The organism is Reyranella sp. GW821-FHT14A01 (assembly GCF_058803965.1).
Genome location: NZ_JBXAPM010000035.1, coordinates 1 through 5,275, shown reverse-complemented (window position 1 = coordinate 5,275; position 5,275 = coordinate 1). Strand labels below are relative to the sequence as shown.

Genomic DNA, 5,275 nt, shown 5'->3' with positions numbered 1-5,275 from the left:
CGGATGGCCATCCGGGCCCACACGCTTCTTGCGAAGCGCTCAAAACCTACCGGATTTTGCTAAGACGAGGACGACATTGAACCTACTGCACCACGATCTTCGGCGCCGGACGCGCGCCGCGCTGGTTGGCGGAGAGCTGTTTCCAAACGCGGCCGGCGACGTTCTTGTAGACCTGCGCGTGGGCGCTGTTGGGCTTCGACACGACGATGGGATGGCCGCTGTCGGAGGTCGTGCGGATGTCGAGGTGCAGCGGGACCTCGCCGAGGAACGGCACGCCCATTTTGTCGGCTTCCTCGTGGGCGCCGCCATGGCCGAATATCTCGGACCGCTCGCCGCACTTGGGGCAGAGGAAGTAGCTCATGTTCTCGACGATGCCGAGCACCGGCACCGCGACCTTGCGGAACATGTTGAGACCCTTGCGCGCGTCGACCAGCGCGATGTCCTGCGGCGTCGAGACGATGACGGCGCCGGCCAGCGCGACCCTCTGGGCGAGCGTGAGCTGGGCGTCGCCGGTGCCGGGCGGCATGTCGACCACCAGCACGTCGAGGTCGCCCCACTGCACGTCCCGCAGCATCTGCTCGAGCGCGCTCGACACCATGGGGCCACGCCAGATCATCGGCGTGTCCTCGGCCACGATGTAGCCGATCGACATGGTCTTGAGCCCGTATTTCTCGATCGGCTTCAGCATCTTGCCGTCGGCCGATTCGGGCTTCTCGGTGACGCCCAGCATGCGCGGCATCGAGGGGCCGTAGATGTCGGCGTCGAGCAGCCCGGTCGCCAGGCCGTTGGCCGCAAGGCCCAGCGCCAGGTTGACCGCGGTGGTCGACTTGCCGACGCCGCCCTTGCCCGAGGCCACGGCGATGATGTGCTTCACGCCCGGCACGTCGATCCGGCCGCCGCCGCCGGTCGTCTTGGCCGCGGGCGCGCCGTGGCTGTGGCCGTGATGGCCGCCGGGGGCGGGCGGCGGGGTCGGCGCGGCGCGCTCGGACGTCATCACGGCGGTGGCCGAGAGCACGCCGGGCATCGCGCGGATCGCCTGTTCGCACGCCTGGCGCAGCGGTTCGAGCGCGGTACCGCGCGCGGGATCGACGTCCAGGGTGATCGCGACATGGCCTGCGCGCGTGGCGATGCCGCTCACCATGCCCAGCGCCGCGACACTACGGCCGGTTGCCGGATCCATGACGGTATCGAGAACCTTGCGGATGGCCGATTCGCTGATTTCCGCCATGTTCTGCCGCTTCCGCAACGAGGCAATTTCGCCCTCGCCGCTTGATTGAATGGGTGCCTGTGGTCACATATATGCAGCGCGTCTGGAAATCAAAAGCGACAACGCGCCCAAGCGCGGTAAGAAGCGGCAGCAGGGGCCCTTGAGGTGAAAATGGCGTGGAATAACAACGGCGGCGGCGGCCCCTGGGGCGGCGGCGGTGGAGGCGGCGGTTCCGGCGGTGGCGGTGGCCCGTGGGGCGGCGGTGGCGGCGGTAACGGCAATCGAGGCGGTGGCGGCGGTGGAGGCGGCGGCCCGTTCGGCTCGCGGCGCCCGCCCGACATGGAAGACGTCATTCGCAAGGGCCAGGAGCGGCTCAAGAACCTCATTCCCGGCGGCTTCGGCTCCTTCAAGGGCATCGCCCTCGTGGTGCTGGGCGCGCTCGTCATCTGGCTGGCGACCGGCTTCTTCCGGGTGCAGCCCAACCAGCAGGCCATCCAGCTCGTGTTCGGGAAGCCCTACGGCAAGCCCGTCGAGCCCGGTCTGCATTACAATCTGCCGGCCCCGATCGGCAATGTCGTGGTCGTGAACGTGCAGGACCAGCGGCGTACCGTCCTCGGCTCGCGCGGCAACCAGGTCTCGACGCCCTACAGCCGCGGACCCCGTCCGACCTCGACCGAGAACCTGATGCTGACCGGCGACGAGAACATCGTCGACATCGAGTTCGCCGTCCTTTGGCAGATCAAGGACGTGTTCAAGTATGCATTCGACGTGCGCAATCCCGAGGAAAACGTGCGCTCCGGCGCCGAAGCGGCGATGCGCGAGGTGATCGGCAAGTCGAACCTGCAATATGCCCAGACCGAGGGCCGCAGCCGCATCGAGCAGGACACCAAGGACCTGCTGCAGCGCATGCTCGACGAATATGGGCTCGGCGTCCGCATCTCGCAGATCCAGTTGCTGCGCGTCGACCCGCCGCAGGAGGTCATCGCGGCGTTCCGCGACGTCCAGGCGGCGCGTGCCGACAAGGAGAAGCTGATCAACGAGGGCAACACCTACCGCAACCAGCAGCTGCCGCGGGCAAAGGGTGAAGCCGAATCGATCGTCCAGCGCTCCGAGGCCTACAAGGCCGAGATCATCGCGCGGGCGAGCGGCGATGCGCAGCGCTTCGACCAGGTCTACGAGCAGTGGGCCAAGGCCAAGGACATCACGACCGAGCGTCTCTACCTCGACACGATGGAAGAGGTGCTGCGCAACGTGAACAAGGTGCTGGTCGACAAGGGAACGACCAACAATGGCGGCGTGCTGCCTTACCTGCCGCTGCCCGAGCTGCGCTCGAGTCAGCCTCCGGGCGTCGGACCGCAGCCACGACCGGCTCCTCAGCCTCTGCCGGGAGCCACGCGATGAGCAACCGTTCGATCATCGCCCTGATCGCGCTCGCGATCCTGGGCTTCCTCCTGACCCAGACCTTCTACACGGTCGACCCGACCAAGCAGGTCCTGGTCCGTCAGTTCGGCGCGATCGTCGGCGAACCGAAGACAGAGCCTGGCCTCTACGCCAAGATCCCGCTGATCCAGGACATCCAGCGGATCGACCGCCGACTGCTCGACTACGAAGCCGAGGAGTTCGAGATCATCGCGGGCGACCAGAAGCGCCTCGTGGTCGATGCCTATGCCCGCTACAAGATCGTGGCGGCCAAGCTCTACGCCCAGACCGTGCCGGGCGGCGAGGCGTCCCTGCGCGGGCTGCTCGATTCGCTGATCAACTCCGAGATCCGCGGCGTCCTGTCCTCGGTGCCGCTGCATGCGGTGCTGACCGACCAGCGCGCCAACCTGATGGACGAGATCACCAAGCGGGTGAACGGCAAGACCAAGGAGCTGGGCGTCGAGACGGTCGATGTGCGCATCAAGCGTGCAGACCTGCCGCAGGCCAACTCCCAGTCGGTCTACAACCGCATGAAGACCGACCGCGAGCGCGAGGCCGGCCAGCTCCGCGCCGAGGGCGACGAGGAGAATGCCCGCATCAAGGCGACGGCTGACCGCGAGGTCGCTGTCATCAAGGCCGATGCCGGTCTGAAGGGCCAGATCCTGCGAGGCGAGGCGGATGCCGCGGCGACCGAGATCTACGCCAAGGCCTTCAGCAAGGATAAGGACTTCTACGCCTTCTACCGGCGCATGGAGGCCTACAAGCAGGCGTTCGGCTCGGGCGGCTCGACCATGCTGCTGAGTCCGGACAACGACTTCTTCCGCTTCTTCAACGACCCGGCCGGGATGGCCGTCCCGAAGAAGTAGGTCCCGAAGAAGCAGGAACCGGCAAGTAACGTACCGAACCGGCGGCTGTGGCACTCCTGCCACGCCGCCGGTTTCTTTTTGGCTACATCCGAAAAGCCCAGCAAAACCGGGTTTGATAACGAGCACTTTATTTGCGCCACAATCGGCCCACATGTAGACAGTGACTCTAACGCGCGGCGCCGGCCGTACCGACCGTTTGGCCTTGAGCGCCGTTGGAGGTCGGTCGTGATTCTTGCTGATTTTCAAGGTTATTTCAGAGGCGCCGCTCTCGCGGCGATTGCGTCGCTTGGTCTCGTCGCGGCGGAGCCCGTCTGGGCCCGGCAGCCGACCGAGAGCTTCTCCGAACTGGTCGACAAGCTGATGCCGACCGTCGTCAACATCACGACCACGCAGAACGTGCCCCAGCAGGGCCCGCGCCTGCGTGACATGCCGCAGCTTCCGCCCGGCTCGCCCTTCGAGGAGCTCTTCAAGGAGTTCTTCGACAAGCGCGGCGGCGAGGAGCAGAAGCAGCGCCGCGGCACGTCGCTGGGCTCCGGCTTCGTGGTCGACGGTGAAGGCTACATCGTCACCAACAACCACGTGATCCAGGGCGCCGAGGACATCACGGTCATCTTCCGTGACGACACCCAGCTCAAGGCCAAGCTGGTTGGCTCCGACAGCCGCATCGACCTGGCGCTGCTCAAGGTCGAGCCGCCCAACAAGAAGCCGCTGCCGGCGGTGAAGTGGGGCGATTCGGACAAGTCGCGGGTCGGCGACTGGGTGATCGCCATCGGCAATCCGTTCGGCATGGGCCATTCGGTGACCGCGGGCATCATCTCGGCGCGTGGCCGTTCGCTGAACGACGCGCTCGACGACTACCTGCAGACCGACGCCGCCATCAACAAGGGCAACTCGGGCGGTCCGCTGTTCAACACCGACGGCGAGGTGATCGGCGTCAACACCGCGATCTACTCGCCCTCCGGCACCAATGCGGGCCTGGCCTTCTCGATCCCGTCGAACCTCGTGAAGCAGGTCGCCGACCAGCTGCGCGAGTTCGGCAAGGTCAAGCGCGGCTGGATCGGCGTCAGCTACCAGAGCGTCACCGACGACATCGCCGACTCCTTCGGCCTCGACCGCGCCCGCGGCGTGCTGGTAGCCAATGTCACGGCCGACGGCCCGGCCGCCAAGGCGGGCCTGAAGCGCAACGACATCATCCTCACGTTCGCCGGCCAGGACGTGCTCGACCTGCGCCGCTTCCCGAAGATCGTCGCCAATGCCCGCGTCGGCAACACGGTCGACGTCGTCGTCTGGCGCGGCGGTAAGGAAGTGCCCCTGAAGCTGCGCGTCGGCGAACAGGAAGAGGCGGACAAGCAGAACGCGTCGGCGCAGGGTGGCCAGAAGAAGCCGGCCGAGCCCGACCAGCCGGTGACCTCGACCATCGAGGGACTGGGCCTCACCCTGCAGAAGGTCACCGACCAGCTGCGCGAGCGCTACGGCCTCTCCGACCAGGTGAAGGGCGTGATCGTCACCAAGGTGGCGCCCAACAGCCCGGCCGCCGAGAAGCAGCTCCAGGCCGGTGACGTCATCCTCGAGGTCGACCAGAAGCCGGTGACGACGCCGCAGGAAGTCACCGATCTCGTGACCAAGCTGCAGCAGCAGAAGAAGCGCTCCGTGCTCCTCTTCGTCGAACGCCAGGGCGATCCGCGCTTCGCCGCGCTCCGACTGCAGAAGTAGCGCTGGGGGCGCGCCACTCCAGTGGCGCGTCTTCTGTTGCAACACCGCATGACGCGCCACTGGAGTGGCG

General features: G+C 66.7%; 4 protein-coding genes. 3 read left to right on the top strand and 1 reads right to left on the bottom strand.

Annotated elements, in window-relative coordinates; translation table 11 throughout:
* Positions 1-82: 82 nt before the first annotated feature.
* On the bottom strand, positions 83-1,228 hold the full coding sequence (gene apbC, locus AC1ROX_RS31560) for an iron-sulfur cluster carrier protein ApbC (RefSeq protein ID WP_493132895.1): 1,146 nt from the start codon (positions 1,226-1,228) through the stop codon (positions 83-85).
* Positions 1,229-1,378: 150 nt separating this feature from the next.
* Between apbC and hflK the strand changes: the two genes are divergently transcribed.
* The 3 genes from hflK to AC1ROX_RS31545 all read left to right on the top strand — a co-directional run bounded on the left by hflK (position 1,379) and on the right by AC1ROX_RS31545 (position 5,205).
* The gene (gene hflK, locus AC1ROX_RS31555; protein WP_493132893.1) at positions 1,379-2,608 is read left to right on the top strand and encodes an FtsH protease activity modulator HflK; all 1,230 of its coding nucleotides are present in this window, start codon (positions 1,379-1,381) and stop codon (positions 2,606-2,608) included.
* Positions 2,605-3,492 (top strand): protease modulator HflC, encoded by an 888-nt coding sequence (gene hflC, locus AC1ROX_RS31550; protein ID WP_493132891.1) that lies wholly within the window; start codon positions 2,605-2,607, stop codon positions 3,490-3,492. The genes hflK and hflC overlap by 4 nt, the downstream gene beginning before the upstream one ends.
* Before the next feature lie 225 nt (positions 3,493-3,717).
* A complete protein-coding gene (locus AC1ROX_RS31545; RefSeq protein ID WP_493132889.1) occupies positions 3,718-5,205 on the top strand; it encodes a DegQ family serine endoprotease in 1,488 nt (495 codons plus the stop codon).
* Positions 5,206-5,275: the final 70 nt, after the last annotated feature.

Bases quoted from the DNA above. Each gene is read 5' to 3' on its own strand.
- apbC (WP_493132895.1), bottom strand. From the start codon at position 1,228: ATGGCGGAAATCAGCGAATCGGCCATCCGCAAGGTTCTCGATACCGTC.
- hflK (WP_493132893.1), top strand. From the start codon at position 1,379: ATGGCGTGGAATAACAACGGCGGCGGCGGCCCCTGGGGCGGCGGCGGT.
- hflC (WP_493132891.1), top strand. From the start codon at position 2,605: ATGAGCAACCGTTCGATCATCGCCCTGATCGCGCTCGCGATCCTGGGC.